Consider the following 4,943-nt stretch of genomic DNA (forward strand, 5'->3'; position numbering starts at 1 on the left):
CGATCGAGGCGGCGCAGAAGGCGATCGCCAATCCGCTGCTCGACGGCGTGTCGATGCAGGGTGCCAAGGGCGTCATCATCTCGATCACCGGCGGCGACGACATGCGCCTGCTCGAGGTGGACGAGGCGGCGAATCACATTCGCGAGCTGGTCGATCCCGAAGCCAACATCATCTGGGGTTCGGCGTTCAATCCCGAACTGGAGGGCCGCATCCGCGTGTCGGTGGTCGCCACCGGCATCGACGCCGATGTGAAGCCGGGTGCCGCCGCGCCGGTCGAGGCGCAGCGCAGCAGCTTCAGCATGGGCGGCATGGCGCGCAAGGCCGACGACTCGCCAAGCCCCCGTGCGAGCGAGCCGACCGCCGCCACGCCCGCATCGCAGGTCGCCGCACCCGCCCCGACGCCCGCCCCCGTCGTGTCGCAGCAATCCGCACCGTCGCCCGGCGTGACTCCGGCCGCGCCGGTCGTGACGCCGCCTTCGACCCCGGTCGCCGCTTCGCCTGCGCCCAAGCCGGCGCAGGAGGATGAACTGGTCCTGGGCGCCGACACGATGGTCCCCAGCGCGCCGGCCCAGCCCCAGGCGCCGACCCATGCCGCATCGGTCGAGCCGGCTCCCGGTTCGGAAGAAGCCCGCCGCCGCTGGCTGGCCCCCGGCAGCGAGGCCGGCGACGTTCCCGCACAGCCCGCCCCCCGCGTGAAGCTGGGCGGCACGCTGTTCGAGCGCATGTCGAACGCGGCCCGCGGTGCGCAGCGTGACGACAATGCGCAAGGCTCGGGTGATTCCTCGCTGGACATCCCGCGCTTCCTGCACCGCCAGAATAACCAGTAAGGCGCCATCGTCGGTTTCACCGGCGGAGGCGTTGCAAAAGGGCCTGCCCGAGCGATCGGGTGGGCCTTTTTGTTGCTGAATAGGGGGCGGGTGGCGGATGCGGCTCTATCCGCCTTGATGCTCCCGATCGGAGCCGGGAAGCCCGAAACGAAATCACCCCTCCTCTTCAGAGGAGGGGCGGGGGTGGGGCATTTCCGCGAGCCCATGGTGGGTGTAGAAGCCGGCCTCCGTTTAAGGGGATCGTCGTGAAATTGGCGTTTCTCCGCTCTCCACCCCGGCGGAGGCAGGGCGTCAGATGCTGAACGCTTTCCATCGCTTATTGGCGCTTATCCAACTGGACCCTGGCCTGCGCCGGGGTGATGTGCAGAGTTTCGCATGATTCCTTGCAACGGAGGGGCGGGGGAGAGGCGCTTCCGCGAGTGCTTCGTTATTGGTGAGGCCCCACCCCAACCCCTCCCCTGAAGGGGAGGGGCTTGCCTGACGCCACCCACCGTCTTGGTGATTGCGAGGACAGGTGAGGCGGAGTGACCATTTTGCCCTTCCTCGGAACATGTCGTGCTTCGATCTGCCGAGGCCCTTGATGGCCTCGGAAGGATTCGATTCAAGGGGCAGCGCCTCGTCCGATCCGATCGATGAAGGCCTGACAGGGCTCGGCCGCGATCCACCATGCGCCATCCGCCATGATCCCCAGCTGGCCCTGGCCTTTTTGGTCGACCGTGTGGAACAACCGGGCGCGCGGCGTGTGCGATCCCCATTGCCCGGCGGCGCGAAACGCGCTTTATGGGGCCTAGTCCCATGACGCCGACCTTCCTTTCCCGCGCTTCGTTGGCGCTCGCCCTGATGCTGGCGACCGCTCCGTTCCCGCTTTTGGCCCAGGCGATGGTCCAGCCGCTTCCCGGTACGACCGATGCCGATCGGCTGGGGGACGTGATGCGCCGCGTGGCGCAGAATCCGCGTGACGTGAACGCGCTGATCGAGGCGGCACAGCTGTCCATCCATCTCGACGACCTATCGGGCGCGGCCTCGCTGCTGGCGCGCGCCGAAAAGGTCGATCCGCGCGATCCCCGGATCAAGGCGGGCATGGGGTCGATCCTCGTCCGTTCCGAGCGGCCGGGCGAAGCGCTGCGCTACTTCGCGCAGGCCGAGGCGGCTGGCCTGCCGAGCGCGCAGTTCGCGGCGGATCGCGGCTTCGCCTATGACCTGGTGGGCGATCAGCCCCGCGCGCAGCGTGAGTATCGCGCCGCGATCGCGAGCGCGCCGACCGATGAGATCATTCGCCGCTACGCGCTGTCGTTGGGCATTTCGGGGCAGCGGGAGCAGGCGCTGGACCAACTCGATCCGCTGCTGCGCAAGACCGATCGGGCGGCGTGGCGCGCGCGTGCCTTCATCCTGGCGATGACCGGCGACATGGCCGAGGCGACGCGGATCGCCGCGACGATGATGCCGCCGCAACTGGCGCAGGGGCTGCAACCCTTTTTCCAGCGTCTGCCGACCCTGCCGGCGGTGGATCGCGCCTTTGCGGTCCATTTCGGTGAGACGCGTGCCACGCCAGAACGGCTGGCCGATGCGCGGCTGGCGCCAGTGTTGCCGGCGCTGGCCCCGACCGCGCCGGTGGCGCTCGCCTCTGCGTCGACGGCAGCCCCAGTCCCATCGCGGACGGACGGGCGTCGTACTGGTCGCAACCCGACGCGGGGCAATCGCGGCGTCGCGCTGGCCGCCAGCGAGCCCGGTCCCACGGCGGCGCCAGGCCAGGCCAGGGCGCCGACCCAGATGGCGTCGGCCGCCCCGTCCCGAATGCCGGTCGAGCAGCGCGTCACCCCTGCGGCGACCCCGATGCGCATGGTCCAGCCGTTGCCCGGCGCCACCACGACAACCACAAGCGGCGCGGCCCCCGCCACGGCGGTGGCATCCACCGAAGCAGCGCGGCCGATGATCCAACCGCTGCCGCCGGCCACGCCGCCCGCCCAGATCGCGCAGGCGACACCGGTTCAGCCGCAACCGTCCACCACATCGTCGGCGCCTGCGACCCCGCCGGCGCAGGCCGCGCCGGTCACCCCGACCCCCGCGCCGGTCGCCACCGCGATGATCCAGCCGCTGCCTCCCCAACGCGAAGAGCCCGCCCCGGCGGCCAAACCGGTCGCCCAGCGTCCGTCGCTGGCGGCGGCGCGAGCGGTACGGGAGGATTCGGTGCTGGCGCGGATCGTCGCCAATCTGTCGATCCCCGCCTCCGAACTGGGCGTCGAAGGGCCCGAACGCCCGGCCGAGATCGCCGCCGCCGCACCGATGAGCAGCGGGTCGCAGCGCGTGCTGGCCGAAGCGAAGGCCAAGGCCGAGCGCGACGAGGCCGCACGCGAAAAGGCCGCCGAGGTGGTCGAGCCGCCCGTGCGCGATGCCAAGGCGATCGCCGCCGAGCGCAAGGCCAAGCTCGCCAAGGCCGCCGCCGACAAAAAGGCGCTGGCGCTGAAAAAGGCCGAGGCTGAAAAGAAGGCGCTCGCCGACAAGGAAGCCGCCGAGGAGAAGCGCAAGGCGCGCGCCAACCCGTCGCGCATCTGGGTCCAGGTCGCGGGCGGCGCGAACGAGAGCGACCTGCCCAAGGCCTGGGCCGCCGCCAAGGCCAAGGCGCCCGAGCTGTTCGCCGGGCATCAGGGGTATAAGACCCCCTTGCGGGCGACTCACCGCGTGCTGACCGGTCCGTTCAAGACTGACGAGGAAGCGCGGGCGTTCGTCAACAAGCTGGCGAAGAAGGGCGTGTCGGCCTTCCCGGTCAGCAGCGAGGCGGGGCAGGCGGTCATGCGGCTCGACGCGAAGTAAGGCGATGACCCGCTTCGCGCCCTGGGCGTCGTTTCCCGAGCAAAGCCGGGGACGCTGCCATGACGAGACCAAGGGGCTGGAGCGCGGCCCGCGCGACGCGTTCCAGCGCGATCGCGACCGGATCATCCACTCGATCAGCTTTCGCCGGCTGCGCCACAAGACGCAGGTCTTCATGGCCCCCGATGGCGACCATTTCCGCGTCCGCCTGACCCATAGCCTGGAAGTCGCGCAGATCGGCCGGACGATCGCACGCACGCTGGGACTGAACGAGGACCTGACCGAGGCGCTGTGCCTGGCGCATGACATCGGCCATCCGCCCTTCGGCCATGCCGGCGAGGATGCGCTGAAGGCGGCGCTGACCGATCAGGGCGGATTCGATCACAACGGCCATACGCTGCGCACCTTGACCGCGATCGAGCGACCCTATCCGCGCTGGAACGGGTTGAACCTGACCTGGGAGACGCTGGAAGGGCTGGCCAAGCATAACGGGCCGGTGCGCCATCCCGGCTGGGCGCTGCGTGAAGCGGATGCCGACTTCCCGCTCGATCTGGAGAGCCATGCCTCGCTGGAGGCGCAGGTCGCGGCGCTGGCGGACGACATCGCCTATGACAATCACGACATCGATGACGGGCTGCGTGCCGGGCTGCTGACGCTCGACCAGATGCTGGCGGTGCCGCTGGTCGCGCGCGGCTGGGACGTGGCACGGGCGAAATTTCCCGATGTCGCCTCCAAGCGACTCGCGAGCGAACTCATCCGCTCGCAGATCGGGGTGATGGTCAACGACCTCGTCGCCGAGACGCGGCGGCGGATCATCGAGAGCGGGGTAGGGGACGTCGCCGATGTCCGCGCCGCCGGCCATGCGCTGGTCGGTTTTTCGGACGCGATGCGGGTCGAGGAGCGCGACCTGAAGCGGTTCATGTATGCCAATCTCTATCACCACCCGCGCCAGCTGGCGGCGGCGGATGCGGCGCATGGCATCGTCAAGGGGCTGTTCGCCGCCTACCGCGCCGACCCGGCGCTGCTCCCCGAGGAGTGGCGCGAACGGCTGCCCGGTGCGGAGCCGGAACGCAGCCGGCATATCGCCGACTTCATTGCGGGCATGACCGACCGCTACGCCGTGCGCAGTTACCAGCATATCGTCGGCCCGATCGACCTGCCCGAGGGGTTCTAGAGCAGTATGACATGAGATAGACCCACTCCCCCCCTTGCAGGGGGACTGTTCACCGTGGCTGCTTTTCGGGTTCTTCTTCGTTCTGGTGATTTGGAACAGGGAGGATGGAATGCGATGTCCGGTTTGTGAGGGAA

Annotated in this window: 2 protein-coding genes and 1 pseudogene; all 3 read left to right on the plus strand. The window is 69.5% G+C overall.

All coding sequences use genetic code 11. The annotated features are described in order from the left end of the window. Positions 1 to 827: pseudogene (locus ACQKJZ_RS18005) on the plus strand (cell division protein FtsZ); the annotation flags it as partial. Between the two features lie 795 nt (positions 828 to 1,622). Continuing rightward, positions 1,623 to 3,638, plus strand: a complete 2,016-nt coding sequence (locus tag ACQKJZ_RS18010) for an SPOR domain-containing protein (RefSeq protein WP_427732912.1) — start codon at positions 1,623 to 1,625, stop codon at positions 3,636 to 3,638. Between the two features lie 4 nt (positions 3,639 to 3,642). Further along, complete coding sequence (locus tag ACQKJZ_RS18015) at positions 3,643 to 4,809, plus strand: deoxyguanosinetriphosphate triphosphohydrolase (RefSeq protein ID WP_427732914.1); 1,167 nt, start codon at positions 3,643 to 3,645, stop codon at positions 4,807 to 4,809. The last annotated feature ends 134 nt before the right edge of the window (positions 4,810 to 4,943 follow it).

It is taken from the genome of Sphingomonas sp. NPDC019816, from assembly GCF_050274375.1.
In the GTDB taxonomy this organism is placed as follows: domain Bacteria; phylum Pseudomonadota; class Alphaproteobacteria; order Sphingomonadales; family Sphingomonadaceae; genus Sphingomonas.